Below are 25,968 nucleotides of genomic sequence, written 5' to 3'. Positions count from 1 at the left end.
ACTCCAGTTTGAGTAAAGTCAGTATTTTGTAGCAAGAGGATAACCAGTCATTTATGCCTACTCTTATTGTTTTGTCAGTTATTATTATATTTGTAATTGTTTTTAGAATTAGATCCAAGAATGAAGTTAAGAAGCCTGATTTAGTAGAACAGTGTAAAGTTGTGCCTCGTCCAGGTATGAGCGATGCGAAGTATTCAGGTAACATGTTTAGCATCAAATCTGTAGAACCTCAGATGCAGTTGACTCACGAAGACTTTCTCGGAAAAGCAGCACAAGTTGGACATAAAGCTAAAGCCGCAATGAAGTTAAATAAATTTGATGAAGCATGGGGATTATTCCATGAGCAAAAGTCATTGTATATTCAACATGCAAATCGGTCGAGCTTTACCCCTAACCAAGCTTTAGCTCTAGATGCAACAGTACATGAAGATATGGCAAATTTACTTAGACTGGAAGGTCGACATAAAGATGCTTTAGTTAATATTGTGTATTGGGCTTTAGCGGGTTCCGAGCGACCAGTCAGGCGGCACGAGCAAAAGCTTCGAGCATATTTTAATCGTTGTAAATTTCAAAACTTATCTTTTGAATTAGCAAAAGAACAAATGCGTAAATTAGATATGCCAGTTAGTCTTCTAGATGCGAAAGCTATAGTATCCGATTGGGTTGAAGTAGGATTAAGAATCCGCTAACCTAACAAACGCTTCAAGAGGGACAGCCAACGCATGGCATTTTTATTATGCGTTGGTTTTTGTGATTAAGGTGTTATGCGGAAAGTTAGTAGTAGCGTTGTCTGCCCCTTAAGCGGGCGTTATGCAACTCAGGTAAATTTAGGGGTTCAATCTTTTGGGATTTCTCCGGCTATTCGTTTTGTGTTGTCGGCAAATGAGCTTTTATCCTCAGATTCTTGGTTAACTCAAACCGTAAAACAGGCAAGTTTCTTGGTTTGCCTCAATCATTTTTAGCGTTGGCGCGTTGTGAATTTAGTGGGTGTAAAGTGCGGAAAGGGCAAGTTAATCGATTATTTCGTACTTGTTGAAGATTTCGCTCGTTGAGTTTGTTTCATTCAAAAGCTTGGTTTGTTGTTGAAAGGTGGACTTTGTTTTGGCGGCTCATTTATCACAGTTCTTGCTTGGGTTGATTCTTGAATCACTCAACCATTGCAATTGTGGCTTTTGGTCGTGTAATGTCAGTTTATCCCATTGAATTTGCATAACAAACGGCTCAAGAGGGATTGCCAACGCGTGGCGACTTTAGTGCAAAATTGCAGTTCAGTGTTTAAGTGTGTTTTTTGAGTTCGGCGGTGTGTTGTCAACCCCTTAGCCGGGCGTTATGCAACTCAGGTAAGTTTAGGGGTTCAATCCTTTGGATTTCTCCGGCCATTCGTTTTGTGTTGTCGGCAAATGAGCATTTTTACCTTCAAATTCGTGGTTAACTCAAACCGTAAAACAGACAAGATTCTTGGTTTGCCTCAATCATTTTTAGCGTTGGCTTGCTGCCAATTCAGCGGGCGCAAAGTGTGGAAAGGACAAGTTTATCGAGTATTCTGTACTTGCTGAAATTTTCGCTCGTTGAGTTTTCCTGACATAAAAGCTTGGTTTATTGCTGAAGGTGGACTTTGTTTTGGCGGCTCATTTATCACAGTTCTTGCTTGGGTTGATTCTTGAATCACTCAACCATTGCAATTGTGGCTTTTGGTCGTGTAAATTCTGTTTATCTCATTGAATTTGCATAACAAACGGCTCAAGAGGGATTGCCAACGCTTGGCGACTTTAGTGCAAAATTTCAGTTCAGTGTTTAAGTGTGTTTTTTGAGTCCGGCGGTGCGTTGTCAACCCCTTAGCCGGGCGTTATGTTTAATCACGCAAAATCAGTTGGTTGCATCTTTTCTTTGCTCCGTCGGCTTGTTGGTTTTGTGCTCGTCGGCAAGTTTGTATTTGTGAGCGCTGTTTTCTGGACATTTGTTCTTTGGCGCTGAAAATTCAGAGAATTGCCTCAGTCAATTCTAGGGCAAGCGCGAGGTTAGGGCGGTTGGCTCAATCAGAAGTTTGATCTTAGGTTTTTGAGTATTGGCGGCCAAAGCTCACAACTTGATTTTCAAATTATGAGTCGTTTCAGTTTTTGGTTTTTGCTTTTTGTTTGTCAGTCAAAGCCGAGTTAATCTTGGTTTTGGTAAACGTAAGCCCTTGAAGCTTAAACATAACAAAGCGTTCAAGAGGGATTCGTGCCGCGTGGCATTTTTGGTATGCGGTGATTTTTGTGGTGAAAGTGGTCTGCGGAAAGTTGGTTTGTGCGGCACTCACCCCTTAATGCTGGGATTGGTGTGTGTTACTCGGCAAACAACAAAGAACAGAAAAGACATTTAATGTAATGTAAAACAATGCTTTAACTATTGATTGCTTGTTTGTTGTTGTTCATTTAAATGCCTGCGTATACAATAATTCTGCTACATAATCGCTACACAAGGAATCTGTGTCATGGCTATCAAGCAGAAAATCACCGCCAGCTCTATCAAAAATCTCACCATCGCGGACGAGCGATTGAACGACACCGAAATCAGCGGATTTCATGCGCGGATTTCCCCCAAAGGGGTGATCAAGTATTACCTCTACTATCGAATTCACGGTAAGCAACGCAATTTCTTGCTCGGTTCAGCCAATGCTTTAACGCCAGCGCAAGCGCGAGACTTAGCCAAAGAAAAAGCAGGGCAAGTCGCGGCGGGGGAAGATGTGCAAGTCACTCGCTATGAAGCCAAAAAGCGAGAGCAGCGCAACAGCCTGACACTGAGTAAATTCCTAGAGGAACATTACTCCGCCTATCTCATGTCGATTAATGCAAAAACGGCGCAAAAGTCGTTAATGTGCATTCAAAGCAACTTCAAACATTTATCCACTAAGCCACTGGTCGATATTACCGCTTGGGACATTCAGCAGTGGGTGGCCGAACGAAGCAAAGTAGGTCGTGCCCCCGCCACTATTTCCTATGCCTATAACCGCTTAAGAGCGGTATTTAATCGAGCGGTGGAGTGGGGTTTTATCGATTCTCACTCTCTTGATAATGTGAAAATCCCTCGCATTGATAACAAGCGTATTCGTTACCTGTCGGTGAGTGAAGAAGCGGCGTTGCTGGATAGCCTTAAAGCGCGTGATGCGCGTTTAAAAGACGAAGCATTGCAAAGGTACGGCAAGCGCGCCCAAAGGATAGTGTCACAGCGCTATGTGGATTTCTTAGAGCCGTTGATTGTGCTGGCACTGAATACTGGCATGCGTAAAGGCGAAATGTTGTCGCTTAAGTGGTCACACATCAACATGGAAGACAGGTATTTGACCATTCGCTCTGAGAATGCCAAATCAAAAAACAAACGCACCATTCCACTCAATAACACGGCGTATACCATGCTACAGGCTTGGCATGAGCAAAATCCAGATACCGAATTGGTGTTTGAGCGAAATGGCAAACCGCTCGACTCTTATCAATACCAATGGGAGTCGTTACTCAAAGAGGCGGGGATAGAGAATTTCCGTTTTCACGACTTGCGCCACCACTTCGCCAGTAAGTTGGTGATGAAAGAAGCGGATTTGAACGTGGTTCGTGAATTGTTGGGCCATGCGGATTTAAAAATGACGCTGCGCTATGCGCATCTTGCGCCCGAACATAAGGCCAGTGCGGTTAATCTCATCGGCTGATAGGGTGAAGGATTTACAATCCAGTTCACAAAACAGATTGTGAATCTTTCTAAATCGTTTTGAAGCGCATTTACGCACTCGGTAGAGTATTTAGAATGGGTGCAAAATCCGATTCTAAATGTTGATCTTTCTGTGTGAGCCGATAACAAGGAACCCGTGTGATGATACAAGAACAGCGAGGGAGCGAAGTGCAAAGACGATTTATCCGATTGGACGAGATTGAACAAAAAACAACAATGACAAAAGGGGATGTTTTCGCAGCCATTGAGCAAGGTCAATTGCCCCTCTGTGCTGGCGTTGAGGCGGACAATCTTGGCGCATTGACAAGCAAAGACGGTCAGAAAGTGCTTTGTGCGGCGTTTGGCTACTTCGGAGTGGTTAGGCTGCTTTCAGACGTTTCAAAGCGCCTCATCTTTACCCAAAGCAACCAAACCACTAATACAGTGATTGTGCTTGAACCTGACAAGGTGAAAGGTTGGCGCGCCATTGCGGACGCGTTTCCAAATATTGAAGAGTCTCAATACCAATATTCTAAAAACGCCCCTTCAAACCCGCCTGAAATGGTGTTTGCCGCTTGTGCAGGACTGAAAACACAAGCAACACTGCAAAATAACTTGGGAAAATTGGCCAAGGTATTTTCTTACGCACTCTCTGAAGAGCAGCGCACCGAAATCGAAAGCCAGTACCCTGAAGTGCTGTCAGAGCGTTTGCTTGTCAGCGGTATCACGATTGAGCCGCATGCATTGCGGGTGGATTTGGAAGACGTTCAGCGTGTGTTTGGTCGTGACGTGATAAGAGGTGAAAGTCAGTGTTTACCGAATCATATCGAGAAACAACACCAAACCCGATTGCCATTGCTTCATCCTATAGAGCAGATTATCTATCGTGTTTTGATGGATCAACCGAATGCCAAATCAAATCACATCTGGAATCTATTGCGTCAAGAGTGCAACAGTGATGAAGAGCCCATTTACGATATTGATAGCATCATTGACTCCATCACTACAACCACGTTGACGTGGGCAAGAAAAGATGAGGGCGAAGCATCGATGAGTTATTACTCATTTCGTAAAAATAGAGTGAACAGCGTGAAACGGTACATTCAAGCTGAATGTGGCCAGATAGAAGCCTGTGAGGATTTAACCGAATAGCAGCGCTGCTTAAGCGGTTGAGCTACCGCTAGAGTGCGCTGATCACATCGGTAACTCACCGCTACGTTTCCGGTTAATGTTTCGTTTCAACGCATTGTTTAACCGAAAGCATAGGGCGGTTGCGGATTTCTAGCGCTCAACCACGCCCTATCAAGGTTGGCCAGCGCACGCTTAACGGTTAAATCAACGGTTAAATCAACCGTTATTCTTGATTTGACGCGATAAGTTGATGCCATTCTTTTCAGACAAAACGGTGGCTCGACTCAGATTATCGGTTGGCCAACCGATCCCATTCAAGGCGTTCATCGGTTAACGCACCGCTATGTTCCGGTTAACGTTGCGTTTCAATGCACTGATTAACCGAAAGCGTGGTGAGGGTGTTGGCATCTAGCGCTTAGACCCGTCATTCCAAGGTTAGCCAGCGCACGCTTAACCGTTAAATCAACGGTTGGTTAACCGCTGATAGTCGGTTGAACTTACCATTTCAGTCTTTACACACTCATTTAACGCGATAACCAGTTTGAACAAACTTGAATGCCGCTGTTGCAACGGTTGAGTCAACCGTGATTCTAACCGAAGGAAGCGTAACGGCTGACGGTTTGAAAAAGGTGTTTGAACATCATAAAAAGAGCGGCAACCAATCTTTATAAAAAGATGGAAAAAAAATGTCTTCGAAAACGTCCTTGAAAACGGCATATGCCGTTTTTCGCGATTAAGTTTGAATCTCCATCAACACAAGGAGATACTCAAATGACAAAAATGACCGTTGAGAAACGTGCGTACACAGAGCAAGAAACCGCCGCTTACATTGGCATGAGCCGTTCTTTCTTACGTCAGGCCCGTATGGAAGGGCAACGTAAAAACCGCACTCTCGCGCCACCTTTCATTAAAATTGGTCGTGCGGTTCGCTACCTCAAAGAAGACCTAGACGCATGGCTTGATAGCCAAACCAAACTTAACCACCTTTCTCAAGGAGGGTGGCTGCATGGTTAATTTAACACCGGATCAAATCACGCTACTGAAATGGATGAGAACAGGGCGCACCTTTCAGGTGTGCTCGGATTACTGCCCCCATAATGGCGATGTGCAACCGAAATCCCGTTTGCCAATCCAAGTGCATCACAAAGCGATCCACAAACTGATGAAAGAGGGGCTTATCCGCTATACCTCCCAACAGTTTTTCGGTTTGCGTTGGGATGTCTTCTCTATCACCGAAAAAGGGAAGGGCATTCGATGAGCACACTCGACCTTTCTTGCATTGACCGTGACGACAGAGCCTTTGTACAGCAAAGGCTTTTGCCATTTTCAGACGTCATTCAGCGTTTACTGCTCAAGGAATATCTGAGCTATCCGACCAAGTTTGAACGCAATACCTACCTTAGAACCACGGTGGAGGCGATTGCGGCCAAGTTGTCGCTACCGATTGACAAGATAACGCTTAACATCAGTGAAGAAGACTTACGCGCAAAAGCCAAAACGCACGCTGCGGAAGTACTGGAACGCCGCCGCCGTTTTCGCAATGACGAACGCGCATTAAGCGTGCTGCGTGAGTTTGTCGCCCAAAAAGGGTTAACGCCCTATGATGGGCAATATTCACTCAAGGGTGAAGTGGCTCGCTACAGTGACCGCAAATGGTGGCTGCGGGGATTACGCAAGGCGTTACGACGTAACACTGAACTGGTTTTGCATCACATTAACCAAGTGAACAAACACAAAAGCCTCTATTGCTCGATGCCCACACTGATGGCAAGACGTCACCAGAAAGCCTATCAAAAGGCGTATTTAGAAAACACCATCGCCACCAACGAGCTAGGACAGTCCTTCTCTTTACTGGAACTGTCACAAAAAGGCGTTTCTGACCCAACCATTCGCAAAGGTGAGCTGATGGTCAGAGCCAGAGGTTTTGAAGACCTAGCCAAAGAACTCGGTCATGTAGCAACCTTTCTCACTATTACTTGTCCGTCAAAGTACCATCGCAGTTACTCCACATCGGGACAGGTGAACCCAAAATGGGCAGGGTATACCCCGCTGGACGGGCAAACCTACCTTAATGACATCTGGAAACTGATGCGCTCAACGCTCAACCGTTTGGGCGTGCGTTTCTACGGTTTTCGTGTAGCAGAGCCGCAACATGACGGCACACCGCACTGGCATTTGCTGCTGTTTGTCGAGCCCAAACACTATGACCTGATGGTGCAAACCATGCGTGATTACGCCATGCGCGAAGATGGAGAGGAAAAGGGCGCAACGGAGCATCGTTTTACCGAAGTGAAAATCGACCCCGCCAAAGGCAGCGCTACCGGATACATCGCCAAATACATCTCGAAAAACATTGATGGTAGTGATCTTGATTGTGGGGTTTACGGGGAAGACCCAAAGGACGCCGCCGCAAGAGTAGATGCATGGGCGTCATGCTGGGGTATTCGCCAGTTTCAACAGCTCGGCGGCTGCTCTGTGACAGTATGGCGAGAGCTGCGCCGCCTCAAAGAAATGCAAGATTTACCCGCATTGGCAAAAGAGATTGTGGAAGCGGCGGATAAAGGCGACTGGAAGCGATTCACGCAACGCATGGGCGGTGTGTTTAGCACACGCAAAGCGCAAGTGTTTAAGCCGCACTATGCGTTTTCAATCGACACAGAGACAGGCGTTATCAAAACCACGTTGTACTGTGCCAACGAGTTGGTTAGAGCGTTGAAAGGGGTGGCCATTGAAGGGCGTGAAATCATCACTCGTCTGTTTAAGTGGCGCATCGAATCTAACATGCGTCACGCTTTTTAACTTGGAGTTCTGTGAATAACTGTATTTTTGAGGTCCAGAAAGCGAAGTGCGCGATAAATCAAAGTAAAAACACCGTTGATATGGTTTAATGCTCATATTAAATCAATCAAATCAAGACAGTATGGCAAGAAAGAACGATGGGCTGCTATGGCATCTTATGGACGCGTCGTGGTGGGTAAGTGTGCTTTTCGCAGCGATAGCCTATATGGGCTTGAGCTTTGTGCTACCTGCGTTAGCCATGAGCTCAGAGAATTTTGTTTTTAGTGCTGTCGCGCAAAACCTGCCGATACTCGCGCCCTATGTCGCGTTTACTCTCCTTATTCCTGCTCCTGTTGCACTCTTCAAGCAATTAAGCAGACAGCGCCAGTATTCTACAACAACCAATGAAATAGCCAGCCAAGGTACGACAGCCGCTCTAAACAACCTGTCGTGGTTAGAGTTTGAAGGGTATATCGGCGAGTTCTTCAAACAACAGGGCTATGAAGTCAAACAAGCCTTTTCGCAAAAGCCGGATGGGGGCGTGGACATCTGGATGAGAAAGGACGGCCAATTAACGCTCGTCCAGTGCAAACACTGGAAAACCCGCAAGGTGGGTATCCAAATCTTACGCGAAATGTACGCCGTGATGATAGAACACAATGCCAGCAAAATGATTATAGTGACCTCGGGCGACTTTACCTCCGAGGCGATCAAGTATGCGCTTGATAAGCGGCTGTGGCTAATCAATGGTGGTGAGCTGGTTCATATGATTGAACAAGTGCGCAATCGTCCAGCAGAGCAAGCCGTGGAAGTGACACCACCCAAAAGCGCCACTCCGCTTTGTCCAAGTTGTCATGCGCCGTTGGTCATACGAACCGCGAAAAGAGGGCAGAACAAAGGCAATCAGTTTTACGGCTGTTCTTCTTACCCCCGATGTCGGTATACCAAGGATATCAGTGGGGCGTATGGGTGAGAGGGTGTAGTCTAGCAAGTGTTTGCCCAAACGATTTAGAGTAATTAGCCAATGTGGATCTTTGCAGTAAGCTTTGACGTACATTTCCTAGCAACAGATCGATTCAAGTTTGATGTTTACAAGACTTGAACACAGTGGGATATATAGAAATATGTGGCATAAGAAACGTATTGGTTTTGTCACCATTAAAACCAAACTCCACGGGAATTGAAGGTCAATATGGACATCTTAAAAAGAGTTTTTATCAAAAAAGTAGTGGATGATCTCATTCCACTGAATGGTACAGAGTTCGAGTACTTTTGCAAACCTATCTTTGATATACTTGTAGGCGAGCAATCCATTCATAAAGGTAGCAATTTATATGCTAAACCAATTAGCAGGACTGTAGATTTCTCTACAAATAACTTTGAAGTCGTAGGACAGTGCGGTACAGATGGTGACTATTTTGATGTTTTCAGTCGTAATTTTGATGAGTTGATTAAATTTAAATTAGATAATACTAAGCCCATAAAAGATATTAATTCAACATTAAACAATAGCCCCCAATGCTCAAAAATAATTTTATTTGCTAACCAAGAGGCCAAAGGTGGTAGGTTAGACAATGTAAACAAAGTTATCCGCCACATTGGTATAGAACAAGATGTAGATGTTATTGATTCAAAACAAATAGCCGAAATTATTTTTGATAATATCGGAAATCAAAAGCTAGTTTTATCGTTGATAGACTACCTTCCCACTGCAAGTCAAATATATTCAGCAATTTCAATGCATAATGAATTACCTCCTTTACCATCAGATTTTATTGTTAGAAAGGATGAAGAATCTATTATAGGCTTGGTTAGAGATAATCAAGTTTCTGAAATTCATGGTGTAAGTGGTATTGGTAAAAGTAAAGTCGCACTTGGTGTCGCACATAAGCTCTCTGAAGAATTCGATTCAGTCATTTGGGTTAATCTAGGTGAAGGGAAAACCTTCAATTTTAAATCAGTAAAAGTTGGGGACTTTGATAAAAATCTAAACTTAGCAAACCTTTGCGAAACTTATAAGACTTTGGTTATTTTAGATAATTTTTCCGGCAATGCAGAGGAACTTAAGTCAACTTTTAGCTCTTTTGCTAATTCTGATAGTAGAGTAATAATAACATCTATAGAACGTTCATTGAGTCGAGCGAACAGTTTTCATCTTTCTGAAATGGACGAGGATGAATCCAGAGCGTTAATTAGTAGCCACATTAATATCGATGACAAGTATATTGAAGCATTCATTTCTAATATTGGAGGCCATCCTCTTTGTTTAGAACTAGTCTGTCAAATTATTGAAGATGAAGAGTATGATGAAGATGAAATAAATGAATTCATTCAAGAAATTGAGAAAATTCCAGAAGAAATAGTAAAAGGGCGCTCACAGAGCATATCAGATCTCGTGATCGGTAAACATTCTGATAGATTCTCTCGTGAGTTTACTCTATTGTCTTTATTAAACTCAGAGCAAGTAAGTAACTACGTTTTAAACAAAATTCTGGGTAAGAGAGCAATAAGAAATCTAGAAAAAAGTTCTCTTATTGTTCGTTCTGGTATTAATTATTCAACTATTCACTCTATTGTTTTATTATCAATTAATAACCTATTTTCGAACAGTAAAGAAATGGATGGGTTCAAAAATGAAATTTGTGATCTTTTATTAGTAGAAAACGAGTTCAAGCGTTCTGACTATTATAGTTTTTGTGTGATGCATCACGAGTTGTTAATAGAGCTTTATCAAAGTAATTTGTCTGAAAATCGAAGAAAAGCGTTACTGTATGCAATAATTCAAACTACGGATAACTTAGTAAACAAAGAATCTTTAATTAAAGAAATCGAGAATTTCACCTTGGATAATAATACTCTCGAAGATTTACTATTGATGATTGAAAGATTTGAGTTGGAACTTATATCAATAAACAGAAAAAATGACGAAGAAAAATATCAAAAAAAATCTGAGGAAGTAATTGACATACTAAGAAGCATAGACTCCAACCTTGAAGAAGGGTCTAACCTAGAACTATTAGTGAAGCATCATATTGCTAAATTACATTATTGGAAAGGTAACGCTTCGATATCTAAGGGGCTTTTTGAAGATCTAATAAAGAGATTCCCAGATAGTGAACAGTGCATATTACAGTTAGCCCGTATTTTGGGTAACGAAAAGAACTATAAAGATGCTGCTAGTTGTGTAGATTTGGTTTTGGGTAAAAAAACATCTAGTCTATCTCACTCAATAGTGTTGTCTTTTTATGACCTTATTTCAGACTCTGAATATAAGGAGTCTAGAGAAAAATATATAGATAGCCGCATAGAAGAGTTTATCTCAGACATATCTACTACCTTACGATCATCATTTGATCACCCATATCGAGTATTGAGTTCATTATCAGGGTATCTTGGGTATAATTTTAAAGATGAGTTTAGGACATTATGTGCAAATTTACCTGCACCTGATAATGTTAACCAAAACGAAAAGTTGATGATTGCTTATGCTAACATTCAGATGGCACTTTATCGAGTGTATAAGTACAGTAATCTAGAAGACAAAGATGAGAAACTAAGAATTACAGCAACTTTAGCTGAAAAATATTACCTTGAATCCAATCCATCTAATGACTTTGACAATTTAAAAGTCGCAAAATTTTATAATGAAATCGGAAATTACGAAAAGGCTTGTGATTTTCTAGATAAGATAGAAAGTCAAGATCAATTTTATTTTCAGAGTAAAGCCAAACAGTTAAAAGGCAGTGGAGATTTTGACAATGCACTTATAGCTATAGATAAATCAATTGAAGGTGAGCGAGCCGATAAAAATAGAGCGTGGTTCTTAAGCAGTTTTTTAAACGATAAGGCTGAAATTCTAAATATAGCTGGAAATAAAGAATCAATCGACACTCTCAAAGAAGCAATAGACATGCAAAAAAACTTCAATACAAAGAAATCCTGGGAGCGTAAATTAGCTCAATGGAAGAAAAACGAATAGAGAACTAAAGTATCCAGTTAGGCTTTGAGTCTAACTGGATGTGCCTTTAATCTAGCTTATAGATAGTGTTTGGAAATCAGTTTTATTTCAGTATGATACTCTACTATTGGATAGAAAGAGGTTTTGTCGATGTTCAAAAATGCAGTACAAGTCTGCGACTGAACGGCCAATTAACGCATACAAAAAGTAGCTAGCATAAAAATAAAATTTACATAACAAGCATAGATAAGTGCTACACTGGCGACACTTATCTAGCCCGTGCTTCTTTTATCAATTAGCCAAAGCGCCACGGTTGCCTCAGCGCATAATCTCACTGATTCTCCCTATTTTATATAATCCATGGATTGCTAATTGAGTAATTTCACTGACACAGTTTTGTCCATAAGTGAGTTACGTGAATACGAAAACTACAATGCTACACATCTGCTACACTGAGTTATGATTTTGCTTGTTTTTACTAGATTAAATTATTGTAATAAAATGAATAATATTTATTTTCATTTCCCCTTAACGAGGCGTTATGCATATCAATAACTCATCTATCATGTATATGAAAGGAAGATTGATGATTTTATATAAATATCTACCATCAATGAGAATTGATGTAATAGAAAATCTTCACATTAGATTTACGCAGTTAAGCTCTTTAAATGATCCGTTTGAAATGTATCATTGCTTTGACTCTAGAGAGAACAGAAATCTTTTTAATGAAGCTGTAAATAAAGCAGATGAATTATGGATTTCTTTAAGTGAAAAAGAAAAGTTAGAAGAAAATGGTAATTATCTGAATTGTTTAAATGAATTAAATGACTGGCTATATAACACAGAAATAAATATGTCAATGACAAAAAGTTTATCTGATTATTTAAATGACAAAATAGGGATTCTTAGTTTATCTGAATGCTTTAGCAATCCATTGATGTGGTCACATTATGCTGATCAATATCGCGGATTTGTTATCGGTTTCAATTCTGATCATGAATGGTTTAAAAAACTGGACGCTTTCGGAGAGCCAACTTCAATTATTAAAGTTAAGTATTTAGAAAGAAAAAGTGTTATTTCTCCTAATTCAGCATCTGTTAACCAAGTTTTGGGTGAGAAATCTAAGCATTGGGAATACGAAAAAGAATATCGGTTAACATATAATTTTTCAGGCTTTAAAATTCATCCATTGTCCAAATCTTGTCTTGATGAATTTGGTAATAAAATCTTTTTAGCCCAAATACCATTAGATGTGATTAGCTGTATTTATCTTGGGCCGAGGATTGATATAAATACTGAAAATAAAATCATCGAAATAGTAAAAAGGAACAGAATTATTTGTGATTTATTTAAAGGATATTTTGATGATTATTCGATTAAATTCGAGTCAATATCTGCATAACAAACGCTTCAAGAGGGACAGTCAACGCGCGGCATTTTTACTATGCGTTGATTCTTGTGATTACAGTGTTATGCGGAAAGTTAGTAGTAGCGTTGTCTGCCCCTTAAGCGGGCGTTATGCAACTCAGGTAAATTTAGGGGTTCAATCTTTTGGGATTTCTCCGGCCATTCGTTTTGAGCTGTCGGCAAATGAGCATTTTTACCCTCAAATTCGTGGTTAACTCAAACCGTAAAACAGACAAATTTCTTTGTTTGCCTCAATCGGTTTTAGCGTTGGCGTGTTGTCAATTTAGTAGGCGCAAAGTGTGGAAAGAGCAAGTTAATCGATCATTTTGTATTTGTTGAAGGCTTTGCTCGTTGAGTTTGTTTGGCTCAAAAGCCTAGTTTGTCGCTGAAAGGCAGACTTCATTTTTGCGGCTTATTTATCACGGCTTTTGCTTGGGTTGATTCTTTAATCACTCAACCATTGCAATTATGGTTTTTGATCGAGTAAAGTCAGCTTATCTTATTGAATTTGCATAACAAACAATTCAAGTGGATTCTCAACGCGTGGCAGTTTTACTATGCGTTGAGTAAAGTGTTTTACGGTGCAATGCGGCGACTTGGTCAGTGCGTTGTTCACCACTTAATTGGGTGTTAGGCAAAGTGAGTTTTTATCAGCTAAATCGAGTTGGGATTGAACGGTAAATTCCATGTTCTCAGACTGAACTTAAGCAATAAATCGTCATCACATATTTGTTGTTTCTTGATCGCGTTGGGTTGCTTTTCGTTGTGAGTTTAGCAGCAAAATAACCTTCGGCATCCAAACGTCCGCCGAGCATGCTACGCTCGTCACTTTTCTTCCAAACCGCTCAATTTGAGTTTTTTGTTTCTTTGCTGATTTAGCGTTTTGGTTTATAAATGAATCGGTTAGTTTGTTTCAAGTTTACAAAAAACTCGTTCTTTGGTTTTGAAAGCATCGTTGTCAATCGGTTGGCCTAACAAACGGCTCAAGAGGGATTGCCAACGCGTGGCGGTTTTAGTGCAAAATTGAAGTTCAGTGTTTACAGTGTGTTTTTTGAGTTCGGCGGTGCGTTGTCAACCCCTTAGCCGGGCGTTATGCAACTCAGGTAAATTTAGGGGCTCAATCTTTTGGGATTTCTCCGGCCATCCGTTTTGAGCTGTCGGCAAATGAGCACTTTTACCCTCAAATTCGTGGTTAACTTAAACCGTAAAACAGGCAAGGTTCTTTGTTTGCCTCAATCAGTTTTGGTGCTGGTTTGTTGTGAATTTAGCGGGCGCAAAGTCTGGAAAGGGCAAGTTAATCGAGCATTTTGTACTTGCTGAAGTTTTCGCTCGTTGAACTTGTCTGTTCCAAAAGCTTGGTTTATTGCTGACGGGTGAACTTTGTTTTGGCGGCTCATTTATCATGGCTCTGGTTTGGGTTGATTCTTGAATCACTCACCCATTGCAATTGTGGCTTTTGGTCGTGTAAAGTCGGTTTATCTCATTGAATTTGCATAACAAACGGCTCAAGAGGGATTGCCAACGCGTGGCGACTTTAGTGCAAAATTGAAGTTCAGTGTTTAAGTGTGTTTTTAAAGTTCGGTGGTGCGTTGTCAACCCCTTAGCCGGGCGTTATGAGCTTCCAAGAATTAGAAGGAAAATATGGCAGTTTTAGAAATTCTGACAGCACCGGATCCAAGGCTTAAGGTCAAAGCGGAAAAGGTGCAAGATATTACGACGGTACAAACATTAATAGACGATATGTTGGAAACGCTATATGCGACTGACAATGGTATCGGTTTGGCGTCGACTCAAGTTGGTCGTAAAGAGGCAGTTGTTATTATCGACCTTTCAGAAAGTCGAGATGAACCGTTAATTTTGGTTAATCCAGAAGTGGTTAGTGGCTCGGATAAAGAATTGGGTCAAGAAGGTTGTTTATCAGTTCCTGATTACTATGCAGACGTAGAGCGTTTTACTTCAGTTGTTGTGACTGCTTTAGATCGTGAAGGTAAGCCAATAACCATCGAAAGTGATGAGTTTCTAGCCATCGTAATGCAGCACGAAATAGATCATTTATCGGGTAACTTGTTTATCGACTATCTTTCGCCACTTAAGCGTCAAATGGCTATGAAAAAGGTTAAAAAGTACGTCAAAGCGCACTCTTAACCCCGCTCATAACAAACAATTTAAGAGGGATTCCCAACGCTTGGCATTTTGCTTCTACTTCAATTTTAGTGTTTACGGTACAATGCGTTAGGTTGGGTGGTAGCGTTGCTCACCCCTTAATTGGGCGTTATATGCCATCTAGTTCTGCGTTCTATACCGCATATGAAATAGCATCTTTACTATGTTGAGCGGTCGGCTTGTATTGTCTACAATAGCGCACTTTTTTACATATTTTAGGTTATGAATATGAACGACACTACAGCTAAACCCGCTTTGCCGGATCACCTTGCTGGTAATCCTCGCAGCCCACACTATGTAGCGGAGTGCTTTGAACACCACATTGGCATTCGTCTAAATGGCAAAGAACGTACTGATGTTGAAGAATACTGCATTAGTGAAGGGTGGGTGAAAATTCCTTCACCGAAAGCTAAAGATCGTTTTGGCCAGCCGATGCTGATTAAGTTAAAAGGTGAAGTTGAAGCTTTTTATAAATAAGCTGCATTTTATACCGTCCGCGTGCAATGTGTTGATAACTATGTAATTCAATGCATTGCATTCAAAATCTAGCTAGGTTTCTCATCCAAACATATAACAAACGGCTCAAGAGGGATTGCCAACGCGTGGCGGCTTTAGTGCAAAATTGAAGTTCAGTGTTTACGGCGTGTTTTTTGAGTTCGGCTATGCGTTGTCAACCCCTTAGCCGGGCGTTATGTGAATGGGAGATTCCAATGGACAAGGTAGTCAAAGATCGCTTCGATGAATATCCGGAAAATGTTCGTATTAGGTTAGAGGAACTGCGAAATCTAGTCTTTCAAATCGTATCTGAATTGGATCTGGGTGATGTTGATGAATCTCTAAAATGGGGTGAGCCAAGCTACAGCGTAAAAACAGGCAGTCCACTAAGAATGGATTGGAAGCTGAAGTCTCCTAATAATTATTACCTGTTTTTTAATTGCCAAACTAAGCTAGTCGATACATTTCGGGAATTGTATTGTGAAGAACTGGAGTTTCAGGGAAACAGAGCAATAGTGCTGTCCTTATCGAAACCGTTGCCAGAAACAGCAATCAAATCCTGTTTAGAGTTAGCTTTAACCTATCAGCAGCGCAAAAACTTTCCTCTTTTGGGTGCTTGAAAAAATTCACATAACAAACGGCTCAAGAGGGATTGCCAACGCGTGGCGGCTTTAGTACAAAATTAAAGTTCAGTGTTTACGGTGTGTTTTTTAAGTTCGGCGGTGCGTTGTCAACCCCTTAGCCGAGCGTTAGGCAAAGTGAGTTTTTATCAGCTAAATCGAGTTGAAATTGAACGGTAAATTCCATGTTCTCATGGCTGAACTTAAGCAATAAATAATCATCACATATTTGTTGTTTCTTGATCGCGTTGGGTTACTTTTCGCTGTGAATTCATCGGCAAAATAACCTTCGGCATTCAAACGTCCGCCGAGCATGCTACGCTCGTCACTTTTCTTCCAAATCGCTCAATTTGAGTTTTTTGTTTCTTTGCTGATTCAGCATTTTGGTTTATAAATGAATCGGTTAGTTTGTTTCAAGTTTACAAAAAAGCTCGTTCTTTGGTTTTGAAAGTCTCGGTGTCAATTGGTTGGCCTAACAAACGGCTCAAGAGGGATTGCCAACGCGTGGCGGCTTTAGTACAAAATTGAAGTTCAGTGTTTACAGTGTGTTTTTTGAGTTCGGCTATGCGTTGTCAACCCCTTAGCCGGGCGTTAGGCAAAGTGAGTTTTTATCAGCTAAATCGGGTTTGAATTGAACGGTGAATTCCATGTTTTAATGGCTGGACTTAAGCAATAAATCGTCATCACATATTTGTTGTTTCGTGATCGTGTTGGGTTGTTTGTCGTTGTGAATTTAGCGGCAAAATAACCTTCAGCATCCAAACGTCCGCCGAGCATGCTACGCTCGTCACTTTTCTTCCAAATCGCTCAATTTGAATTTTTTGGTTTCTTTGCTGATTTAGGGTTTTGGTTTATAAATGAATCGGTTAGTTTGTTTTAAGTTTGTAAAAAGCCCTGTTCCTTGGTTTTGAAAGTATCATTGTCAATCGGTTGGCCTAACAAACGGCTCAAGAGGGATTGCCAACGCTTGGCGACTTTAGTGCAAAATTGAAGTTCAGTGTTTAAGTGTGTTTTTTAAGTTCGGCGGTGCGTTGTCAACCCCTTAGCCGGGCGTTAGGCAAGGTGAGTTTTTATCAGCTAAATCGAGTTGAAATTGAGCAGTAAATTCTATGTTTTGTGGCTTAACTTAAGCAATAAATCGTCATCACATATTTGTTGTTTCTTGATCGCGTTGGGTTGCTTTTCGTTGTGAATTTAGCGGCAAAATAACCTTCAGCATCCAAACGTCCGCCGAGTATGCTACGCTCGTCACTTTTCTTCCAAATCGCTCAATTTGAGTTTTTTTGTTTCTTTGCTGATTCAGCATTTTGGTTTATAAATGAATCGGTTAGTTTGTTTCAAGTTTACAAAAAAGCTCGTTCTTTGGTTTTGAAAGTGTCGTTGTCAATCGGTTGGCCTAACAAACGGCTCAAGAGGGATTGTCAACGCGTGGCGGCTTTAGTACAAAATTGAAGTTCAGTGTTTACAGTGTGTTTTTTAAGTTCGGCAGTGCGTTGTCAACCCCTTAGCCGGGCGTTAGCTATTTAGGGAGAATTCAATTTGAGATTCGTGACGATACTTAAAGATGAAGATGGTGCTATTTCATCTAGAGAGTTTGAGGATTATTCATATCAAGGGCAAGCCGTCGACGTATGGGCGGAACGTGAGAACGTGACAAGTACATCGTAACAATTCGTGCGAAAGACGGAAATTTTACAGAGCTAGCCACTAGTAAAATGTGTGCTAATCTTCACACCGCTTTTCGCTGGGCTCGCAACAAGCTTGATGGTTATCCGAGTGTTTATGGTGAGCTGGATTTACGGGATAGTAAGTCTGACGCCGCTGTTAAGGGAGAAGGAGCTGAACTCTATATTGCTGGCTATATTATGCTTGAGTTGGGGTACATAGTTTCTGTTGCTAGCCCTAATATGCCAGGCTATGACTTGTTGGTTGTAGACCCCAAGACTAAGAAGTCATGCACGATCCAAGTTAAGTATCGTTCCTCGAACACATCGTCATTGAAGTTAAACTCGACAGATTTCGATTTTTTAGTGTTAGTTGACAAGCCTACTCATGAGATTCAAAAAGTATCCGTAAATGTTTCTCGTCCGATCGCAACATTTGATGTTTGGATCTTAGATAATAAGTATGTAAAAGAGCAAGTTAGAGCTAATGGGGTGTTGTCAAATCCAAGGTATGACATTTTTACCACAATTGGTCAGTATTAGTTCAACATTTATCTGAAACAAAATAGCTAACAAGCAGTTTAAGAGTGATTCGCAACGCCTGGCATTTTTACTATGCGTTGCGATTGGTGTTTAAGGTGGTATGCGGCGGCGTTGGTATTGTGTTGCTCACACCTTAACAGGGCGTTATGCAACTCAGGTAAATTTGGGGGTTCAATCTTTTTAGGTTTCTCCGGCCATTCGTTTTATGTTGTCGGCAAATGAGCTTTTTTACCCTCAAATTCGTGGTTAACTTAAACCGTAAAACAGGCAAGGTTCTTTGTTTGCCTCAATCAGTTTTAGCGCCGGTGCGTTGTGAATTTTGCGTGCGCAAAGTGTGGAAAGGGCAAGTTTATTGAGCATTTTGTACTTGCTGAAAATCTTGCTTGTTGGGTTTGCCTCATTCAAAAGCTTGGTTTGTTGTTGAAAGGTGGACTTTGTTTTGGCGGCTTATTTATCACAGTTCTGGCTTGGGTTGGTTCTTGAATTACTCAACCATTGCAATTGTGGCTTTTGATCGAGTAAAGTCAGTTTATCTTATTGAATTTGCATAACAAACGGCTCAAGAGAGATTGCCAACGCGTGGCGGCTTTAGTGCAAAATTGAAATTCAGGGTTTACGGTGTGTTTTTTGAGTTCGGCAGTGCGTTGTCAACCCCTTAGCCGGGCGTTAAATTTTAAGGAGTAGTTATGGATAAAACAAAATGGGTTGTGACTGAAGATCCACTAGGTGTACGCGTCAATTTTGATCTTACAAGTGATGAAAGCTGTTTTATTGAATTGTTTTTTACCAAAGTGGATATTGAGCAATTGATGCATATGGATACGTTTGGTAATTACGAACTGGAATTAGAAGGTATTCGCGGTAGCGTATCAAGAAATCGTGGTGATATAGATAAAAACAATTTGGCTTTTGCGTACCGCAATGGCGGAAGCGGCAATGATTACGGAACAGTTTACTACAACCATCGAAAGCTTAAAGAAATCATGACAAATGCAATAGAAGAAATTTGGAAGCTCGAGAGAAAAATTTAACAAAGCATTTAAGAGTGATTCCCAACGCTTGGCATTTTTCATTCCATCGTTGGGTTTTGTGTTTACGGTGCAATGGTTTAGGCTTGGGGGTAGCGTTGCTCACACCTTAATGCGGCGTTAGGCAAAGTGAGTTTTTATCAGCTAATTCGAGTTTGAATTGAACGGTAAATGCCATGTTTTCTAGCTTAAGTTAAGCAATAAATAATCATCACATATTTGTTGTTTCTTGATCGCGTTGGGTTGCTTTTCGTTGTGAGTTTAGCGGCAAAATAACCTTCAGCATCCAAACGTCCGCCGAGCATGCTACGCTCGTCACTTTTCTTCCAAACCGCTCAATTTGAGTTTTTTGTTTCTTTGCTGATTTAGCGTTTTGGTTTATAAATGAATCGGTTAGTTTGTTTCAAGTTTACAAAAAAACTCGTTCTTTGGTTTTGAAAGTGTCGTTGTTAATCTATTGGCCTAACAAACGGCTCAAGAGGGATTGCCAACGCATGGCGACTCTAGTGCCAAATTGAAGTTCAGTGTTTACAGCGTGTTTTTTAAGTTAGGCGGTGCGTTGTCAACCCCTTAGCCGGGCGTTAGCTGAGGTTAAGAAAAACCATAAAATTAAGCGTTTATTTTTCTTAGTCTGAGGCTCTAGCTTTACACCTGAAAGTCAGCACTTTTCCATGTATCTCGCCAGTGGCACTGTTCGTGAAGTGCTTGAACTAACCGAAGTCTGTTTACGGGAAGTGGTGTGTTTGTTTATTTCTTTGGTGTGGCTTCTTTGGTTTTGAAGCTCTTTCGCGTTTAAATGGATTTTGCGCACTTGGTTGTTGGCTTCTTCGAAAGAATTCTTTGCAAATTTAAGTCCTAGAAGCTCGTCAGTTTCTCGGTTATTTCTTCTTTGCCAAGTGCGTTTCGTGGATTGGGTTTTAGTTTCTCAGTTGTCCGTTTTACTTTGTCGTTTGAAAGCAATAATGTGTTTTAAATTAGGCCGTTGGGTAGTCAATCTCCGGCTAAAGTGCAGCAGCTAACAAACGGCTCAAGAGGGATTGTCAACGCGTGGCGACTTTAGTACAAAATTGAAATTCAGGGTTTACGGTGTGTTTTTTGAGTCCGGCTGTGCGTTGTCAACCCCTTAGCCGGGCGTTATACAGAAAATCTAATAATATACACCTTGATGCACTTTCTTGAGTGTTGTAACATTCTGTTTTTATTAAAATAGTTGGTTGCAAAATGACAACATTTACAGAATATAAAGTAGTTCACATCGTAGAAGGTGGCTGTGGAACAATCTTGTTAGGCGCGAGTGGCCTACCTGTGCAAAAAATGGAAGCAGAGCTAAACAAATTTGCACAAGACGGCTGGCAAGTTGTATTTCAAGTAGTTGAGCAAAAGCGTTTTATGCTGTTTTGGAAGCGTGAGGCTGTGATTATCACTCTTGGCCGATAAGCTTGATTAAGTATATCTCTTTAAAATTGATTCGCCGCTATCAAGCTAGCGGTGGATCAAAGCAATTGTTGAACATTGAATGTAATTTTGAGCCTACTTGCTCTGAGTACACTAAACAATGTATTGAAAAGTATGGGGCTTTAAAAGGTTGGAAGCTAGGGCTAGCGAGAATAAAGCGATGTAACCAACCTGACCTCATTGAAAAAATATATGATGAGGTACCGTAATGCGTTTATTTGAACCGATTGAGCAGTTGGAGCATAAAGAAGAACTCCTGAGAAAGCAGGTGAAATCATTACCTGAAGCTCAAAAGAAAGAGTTCTATGAGCAACAGTCAAAAAAGCTCAAGGATCCAGACACCTATGCTACATTGAACTGGTTTTTTATTGGTGGCTTTCACCATTGTTATTTAGGTAAGTACGGTTTATTTATCCTAGAGTTGGCACTGCTAACGATTGGTGTCATTGGCTTAATTCTAGGTCACTCAAGTGCATTGATTATCCTTTCACTACTCGTAATCTATGAGCTTCCTCAGCTGTTTTTTTCACAAAAGATCGCTAGACAACACAACTATAAATTGTCCTGTGAAATCTTCAATAACGTACGAAGAACTTAGGTGTAACCTGCTGTATAACAAAGCATTTAAGAGTGATTCGCAACGCTTGCCGTTTTCGCTTCGCTCAAAGTATAGGCAAGCGCCGCTCACACCTTAATGCGGCGTTATGCAACTCAGGTAAAATTAGGGGTTCAATCTTGTGGGATTTCTCCGGCCATTCGTTTTGTGTTGTCGGCAAATGAGCACTTCCACCCTCAAATTCGTGGTTAACTCAAACCGTAAAACAGGCAAGGCTCTTTGTTTGCCTCAATCAGTTTTAGCGCTAGCGTGTTGTGAATTTAGCAGGTGCAAAGTGTGGAAAGGGCAAGTTTTTCGAGCATTTCGCATTTTCTGAAAGTCTTGCTGGTTGAGTTTTCCTGATTCAAAAGCTTGGTTTGTTGTTGAAAGGTGGACTTTGTTTTGGCCGCTTATTTATCGCAGTTCTTGCTTGGGTTGATTCTTGAATCACTCAGCCATTGCAATCGTGGCTTTTGGTCGTGTAAATTCGGTTTATCTCATTGAATTTGCATAACAAACGGCTCAAGAGGGATTGCCAACGCTTGGCGATTTTAGTGCAAAATTGCAGTTCAGTGTTTAAGTGTGTTTTTTGAGTTCGGTGGTGCGTTGTCAACCCCTTAGCCGGGCGTTATGTTTTTAAGAGGAAATCATGTTTACATTGGATGTTGATACCGATCTGAAACTGGCTTTGGTTACTCCCAAGTTTGCTTCGGCCTATCTTGAAATTGTCAGTCGAGAGCGAGAATACTTGAGTCAATGGTTAGCTTGGCCTCCTCATGCAACCAATGAAGAGTTTTTTCTTAGCTTTATCAAAAGTTCATTGCATGATTATGCTGATGGAAAATCCTTGGTTTGTGGGATGATTTACCAAGATAAGTTGGTTGGAAATATCAGTTTTAACAGTATTAACCGTCAACTTAAAAAAGTAGAGATTGGCTACTGGTTAAGCTCTGAATACCAAGGTAAAGGTATCGTGAGTAAGTCAGTTTTAAAACTGACCGACTTGGCTTTTACTGAGTTTGATATGGAAAAGGTTCAGATATCAGCAGCAAGCGAAAATATTCCAAGTCGTAATGTATGTGAACGTTTAGGTTTCTCGCTTGAGGGCATAATCAGTCGCGCAGAAAATTTGAATGGCCGAGTTGTAGATCATGCTGTTTATGGTCTAAATCGTACCCATTGGCCCAAAACATAACAAACGCTTCAAGAGGGACAGCCAACGCGCGGCACTTTTACTATGCGTTGGTTTTTGTGATTACGGTGTTATGCGGAAGCTTGGCAGTAGCGTTGGCTGCCCCTTAAGCGGGCGTTATAAGCAAATCCAGCCTCAGAGGATGAAAAATGGAAATTGAGTACAAGGTAAACTATCCAATCACGTCGAAACAGTTCGTGAATTTGCTAAAGAAAACATCACTTGGTGAACGTAGACCACTAGAAAATGAAGCAATCATCAAAGGTATGCTTGAAAACTCAAATCTAATTGTTACTGCATGGATAAACGATCAGCTTGTTGGCGTGGCGCGTTCTGTTACGGATTTTCATTATTGCTGTTACCTATCGGATCTAGCCGTTGATGAAAGCGTTCAATCGAGTGGTATTGGTAAATATCTAATATTGGTAACCAAAGAAGAATTGAATCCAAACTGTAAAGTTATTTTATTATCAGCGCCTCAAGCGCAAGCTTACTATCCAAAAATCGGTTTTGAGCATCATGAAAGCGCATGGGTTTTATCAAGTGCCGAACAATTAAAGCTAATTTAAATCAAGGTGTTATTTTGCTTATAACAAACGGTTCAAGAGGGACTGCCAACGCGTGGCGGTTTTTGTTCAAATCAGCATTTGTGATTACGGTTGTTATTTTAGGTTCAGTGTTTTGCGTTGTCAGCCCCTTAACCGGGCGTTATGCTACCAGTCGAAATCTTCAATAAGGAATACTATGAAACAGAACATTGTCCATATTGCTTTAGTTGTAAAAGATTATGATGAAGCCATTGATTTTTATGTAAACAAACTCAAATTTGAACTTATTGAAGATACTCATCAACCTGAACAAGACAAACGTTGGGTGGTTGTGGCTCCACCAAATTCTCATGGTGTTACGTTGTTACTTGCCAGAGCTTCGAAGCCAGAGCAGCATGATTTCATTGGGAATCAAGCAGGCGGTCGAGTATTCCTGTTCCTAAATACTGATGATTTCTGGCGTGACTTTAAGCGTATGAAATCGATTGGTATTAACTTCGTCCGCGAGCCAACAGAAGAAGACTATGGAACGGTAGCAGTGTTTGAAGACTTGTATGGAAACTTGTGGGATCTTCTTCAATTGAATCCAAGCCATCCAATGGCAAAAAGATAGCATAACAAACGCTTCAAGAGGGACAGCCAACGCGCGGCATTTTTAGTATGCATTGGTTTCGGTGATTACGGTGTTATGCGGTAAGTTGGTAGTAGCGTTGTCTGCCCCTTAAGCGGGCGTTAGCTGAGGTTAAGAAAAACCATAAAATTAAGCGCTTATTTTTCTTAGTCTGAGGCTCTAGCTTTACACCTGAAAGTCAGCACTTTTCCGCGTATCTCGCCAGTGGCACTGTTCGTGAAGTGGTTGAACTAACCGAAGTCTTCTTACGGGAAGTGATGTGTTTGTTTATTTCTTTGGTGTGGCTTCTTTGGTTTTGAAGCTCTTTCGCGCTCAAATGGGTTTCACGCACTTGGTTGTTGGCTTCTTCGACATAATTCTTTGTAAATTTAAGCTCTAGAAACTCGTCAAATTTTGTTGTTATTTCTTCTTTGCCAAGTGCGTTTCGTGGATTAGGTTTTAGTTTCTCAGTTGTCCGTTTTACTTTGCCGCTTGAAATCAATAATGTGTTTTAAATTAGGCCGTTGGGTAGTCAATCTCCGGCTAAAGTGCAGCAGCTAACAAACGGCTCAAGAGGGATTGCCAACGCGTGGCGGCTTTAGTGCAAAATTGAAATTCAGGGTTTACAGTGTGTTTTTTGAGTTCGGCGGTGCGTTGTCAGCCCCTTAGCCGGGCGTTATGTGAATGGGAGATTCCAATGGACAAGGTAGTCAAAGATCGCTTCGATGAATATCCGGAAAATGTTCGTATTAGGTTAGAGGAACTGCGAAATCTAGTCTTTCAAATCGTATCTGAATTGGATCTGGGTGATGTCGATGAATCTCTAAAATGGGGTGAGCCAAGCTACAGCGTAAAAACAGGCAGTCCACTAAGAATGGATTGGAAGCTGAAGTCTCCTAATAATTATTACCTGTTTTTTAATTGCCAAACTAAGCTAGTCGATACATTTCGGGAATTGTATTGTGAAGAACTGGAGTTTCAGGGAAACAGAGCAATAGTGCTGTCCTTATCGAAACCGTTACCAGAAGCAGCAATCAAATCCTGTTTAGAGCTAGCTTTAACCTATCAGCAGCGTAAAAACTTTCCTCTTTTGGGTGCTTGAAAAAATTCACATAACAAACGGCTCAAGAGGGATTGCCAACGCGTGGCGGCTTTAGTGCAAAATTTAAGTTCAGTGTTTACTGTGTGTTTTTTGAGTTCGGTGGTGCGTTGTCAACCCCTTAGCCGGGCGTTAGCTGAATAGGACGAGATTTGAGTATGTTTACAGTTCCAGATACAGAAAAGAAAATTCGAGCTAAAATTTCAAGCTACAAATCTGGGCTTAATCGTGAGCTTAGAGAGTATGGTGCTATCTCGGACGGTTACGGGAAAAGGTATTTAATATTTCCGTTGTTGCTTGTACTTAATGATTTGGAAAAAGCAAAAGAGTACATGGAGTGGTATGACGTCCAATTTCCAGATGATATTGGCGAACCAATTCAAATGCTATCTCGATCAATTTTGTCTCATCGTTTAGGTAATACAGAAAAGGCAACGTATGAATTAGCAGCAACGATGTTATCTAATGTGTACCTTTTACCGTGGCTTTTCGGTAATAATATCGGTCCATTTGGTATAGAACAAACATTAGACTTTGCTGACCCTGAACACTGCGATTATATGCCTGTGGAAGTGTTTCACAGCATCAGTGGTGAAGAGCTGTATTGGATAGAAAGTTGTTTTGAGTCTGAGGTTTTTAGAGAGGCTCATACAAGGTTCATAGAAATATCGCTTATTTTGAACCTTGTTTCAGAAGAAGAGCGTCATGCTTTACTAAACGAACGAAATGGTCTTCTAAAACCGTTTGAAAAATTCAGCTAACAAACGGCTCAAGAGGGATTGCCAACGCTTGGCGGCTTTAGTGTAAAATTGAAGTTCAGTGTTTACAGTGTGTTTTTTAAGTTCGGCGGTGCGTTGTCAACCCCTTAGCCGGGCGTTATGCAACTCAGGTAATTTTAGGGGTTCAATCTTTTGGATTTCTCCGGTCATTCGTTTTGTGTTGTCGGCAAATGAGCACTTTCACCCTCAGATTCGTGGTTTACTCAAACCGTAAAACAG

Annotated in this window: 22 protein-coding genes; all 22 read left to right on the top strand. The window is 41.1% G+C overall.

Annotated features, from left to right (window positions below; translation table 11 throughout):
* Positions 1-53: 53 nt before the first annotated feature.
* Complete coding sequence (locus AACQ79_RS02660) at positions 54-689, top strand: hypothetical protein (protein WP_170899715.1); 636 nt, start codon at positions 54-56, stop codon at positions 687-689.
* A gap of 1,784 nt (positions 690-2,473) precedes the next feature.
* Positions 2,474-3,682: a site-specific integrase gene (locus AACQ79_RS02650; RefSeq protein ID WP_170899733.1), complete on the top strand. Its 1,209-nt coding sequence runs from the start codon at positions 2,474-2,476 to the stop codon at positions 3,680-3,682.
* A 158-nt stretch (positions 3,683-3,840) separates the two neighbouring features.
* Positions 3,841-4,833, top strand: a complete 993-nt coding sequence (locus AACQ79_RS02645; protein WP_170899731.1) for a hypothetical protein — start codon at positions 3,841-3,843, stop codon at positions 4,831-4,833.
* Positions 4,834-5,583: 750 nt separating this feature from the next.
* Positions 5,584-5,826: a helix-turn-helix transcriptional regulator gene (locus tag AACQ79_RS02640; RefSeq protein WP_065818745.1), complete on the top strand. Its 243-nt coding sequence runs from the start codon at positions 5,584-5,586 to the stop codon at positions 5,824-5,826.
* On the top strand, positions 5,819-6,070 hold the full coding sequence (locus AACQ79_RS02635) for a hypothetical protein (RefSeq protein ID WP_170899730.1): 252 nt from the start codon (positions 5,819-5,821) through the stop codon (positions 6,068-6,070). The genes AACQ79_RS02640 and AACQ79_RS02635 overlap by 8 nt, the downstream gene beginning before the upstream one ends.
* Entirely contained in the window at positions 6,067-7,611 is a 1,545-nt protein-coding gene (locus AACQ79_RS02630) for a replication endonuclease (RefSeq protein WP_170899728.1), read from the top strand. Before AACQ79_RS02635 ends, AACQ79_RS02630 begins: the two co-directional genes overlap by 4 nt.
* Positions 7,612-7,732: 121 nt before the next feature.
* Complete coding sequence (locus tag AACQ79_RS02625; RefSeq protein ID WP_170899726.1) at positions 7,733-8,563, top strand: restriction endonuclease; 831 nt, start codon at positions 7,733-7,735, stop codon at positions 8,561-8,563.
* Positions 8,564-8,782: 219 nt separating this feature from the next.
* Positions 8,783-11,569: a hypothetical protein gene (locus AACQ79_RS02620; RefSeq protein WP_170899724.1), complete on the top strand. Its 2,787-nt coding sequence runs from the start codon at positions 8,783-8,785 to the stop codon at positions 11,567-11,569.
* A gap of 565 nt (positions 11,570-12,134) precedes the next feature.
* Positions 12,135-12,953, top strand: coding sequence for a DUF2971 domain-containing protein (locus AACQ79_RS02615; protein WP_170899723.1), 819 nt, complete (start codon positions 12,135-12,137; stop codon positions 12,951-12,953).
* Positions 12,954-14,599: 1,646 nt separating this feature from the next.
* Positions 14,600-15,103, top strand: coding sequence for a peptide deformylase (gene def, locus AACQ79_RS02610; protein ID WP_170899721.1), 504 nt, complete (start codon positions 14,600-14,602; stop codon positions 15,101-15,103).
* Positions 15,104-15,349: 246 nt separating this feature from the next.
* Positions 15,350-15,598 (top strand): DUF3297 family protein, encoded by a 249-nt coding sequence (locus tag AACQ79_RS02605; protein WP_026028286.1) that lies wholly within the window; start codon positions 15,350-15,352, stop codon positions 15,596-15,598.
* Between the two features lie 233 nt (positions 15,599-15,831).
* Positions 15,832-16,236 (top strand): DUF1801 domain-containing protein, encoded by a 405-nt coding sequence (locus tag AACQ79_RS02600; protein WP_094182979.1) that lies wholly within the window; start codon positions 15,832-15,834, stop codon positions 16,234-16,236.
* Between the two features lie 1,715 nt (positions 16,237-17,951).
* Entirely contained in the window at positions 17,952-18,443 is a 492-nt protein-coding gene (locus tag AACQ79_RS02595; protein ID WP_170899720.1) for a hypothetical protein, read from the top strand.
* Between the two features lie 686 nt (positions 18,444-19,129).
* On the top strand, positions 19,130-19,474 hold the full coding sequence (locus AACQ79_RS02590) for a hypothetical protein (RefSeq protein WP_094167947.1): 345 nt from the start codon (positions 19,130-19,132) through the stop codon (positions 19,472-19,474).
* 1,218 nt (positions 19,475-20,692) lie between these two features.
* On the top strand, positions 20,693-20,908 hold the full coding sequence (locus AACQ79_RS02585; protein ID WP_094167946.1) for a DUF4177 domain-containing protein: 216 nt from the start codon (positions 20,693-20,695) through the stop codon (positions 20,906-20,908).
* Between the two features lie 2 nt (positions 20,909-20,910).
* Positions 20,911-21,135, top strand: coding sequence for a membrane protein insertion efficiency factor YidD (gene yidD / locus AACQ79_RS02580; protein WP_094167945.1), 225 nt, complete (start codon positions 20,911-20,913; stop codon positions 21,133-21,135).
* A complete protein-coding gene (locus AACQ79_RS02575; protein ID WP_170899718.1) occupies positions 21,135-21,524 on the top strand; it encodes a hypothetical protein in 390 nt (129 codons plus the stop codon). Before yidD ends, AACQ79_RS02575 begins: the two co-directional genes overlap by 1 nt.
* 646 nt (positions 21,525-22,170) lie before the next feature.
* Positions 22,171-22,716 (top strand): GNAT family N-acetyltransferase, encoded by a 546-nt coding sequence (locus tag AACQ79_RS02570; RefSeq protein ID WP_055045063.1) that lies wholly within the window; start codon positions 22,171-22,173, stop codon positions 22,714-22,716.
* Positions 22,717-22,862: 146 nt separating this feature from the next.
* On the top strand, positions 22,863-23,282 hold the full coding sequence (locus AACQ79_RS02565; RefSeq protein ID WP_013867762.1) for a GNAT family N-acetyltransferase: 420 nt from the start codon (positions 22,863-22,865) through the stop codon (positions 23,280-23,282).
* 175 nt (positions 23,283-23,457) lie between these two features.
* Positions 23,458-23,874 carry a VOC family protein gene (locus AACQ79_RS02560; protein WP_017045395.1) on the top strand — a complete coding sequence of 139 codons (417 nt, stop codon included), beginning with the start codon at positions 23,458-23,460 and terminating at the stop codon, positions 23,872-23,874.
* Positions 23,875-24,568: 694 nt separating this feature from the next.
* Complete coding sequence (locus AACQ79_RS02555) at positions 24,569-24,973, top strand: DUF1801 domain-containing protein (RefSeq protein WP_170899716.1); 405 nt, start codon at positions 24,569-24,571, stop codon at positions 24,971-24,973.
* Between the two features lie 155 nt (positions 24,974-25,128).
* Complete coding sequence (locus tag AACQ79_RS02550; protein WP_017048510.1) at positions 25,129-25,731, top strand: hypothetical protein; 603 nt, start codon at positions 25,129-25,131, stop codon at positions 25,729-25,731.
* Positions 25,732-25,968: the final 237 nt, after the last annotated feature.

It is taken from the genome of Vibrio sp. 3-2(1), assembly GCF_963887575.1.
GTDB lineage: Bacteria > Pseudomonadota > Gammaproteobacteria > Enterobacterales > Vibrionaceae > Vibrio > Vibrio anguillarum.
The sequence above is the reverse complement of the archived record's forward strand: the minus strand, read 5'-3'. Positions and strand labels throughout refer to the sequence as shown.